Annotated in this window: 1 protein-coding gene; it reads right to left on the reverse strand. The window is 69.7% G+C overall.

Going from position 1 to position 323, the window contains the following annotated elements; translation table 11 throughout:
• The coding region (locus FLM69_RS11300) for a leucine zipper domain-containing protein (RefSeq protein ID WP_141844316.1) at positions 1 to 211 on the reverse strand (211 nt) is incomplete at its 3' end.
• Between the last annotated feature and the right edge of the window lie 112 nt (positions 212 to 323).

Below are 323 nucleotides of genomic sequence, written 5' to 3' on the forward strand. Positions count from 1 at the left end.
CGAGCTGGGCAGGTGAACGGCGCGGACGGCTGGGCCGGTCGAGCAGCCCGGCCTCGCCCTCGGCGCGGTAGCGGGCCACCCAGGTGGCCACCGTGGGCCGGCTCACCCGGAACTCGGCGGCCACGTGTGCCTGCGGGATCCCGTCGTGCAGGTGGCGGTGGACCATCCTGAGTCGGCCAGTGGGGGTCAGGGGTGCGTTAGCGTGAGTCATGAGTGGGTCTTCTCGGGCAGGTCGGTGGTGTAGGAACTTCCATCCTGCGGGAGAGGCCCACTCGTCTCATCTCAGCCCGGGCCTCGTGCCAAGAACCTCATGACCCACAACA

The organism is Micrococcus sp. R8502A1 (assembly GCF_006704135.1).
Taxonomy (GTDB): domain Bacteria; phylum Actinomycetota; class Actinomycetes; order Actinomycetales; family Micrococcaceae; genus Micrococcus; species Micrococcus luteus.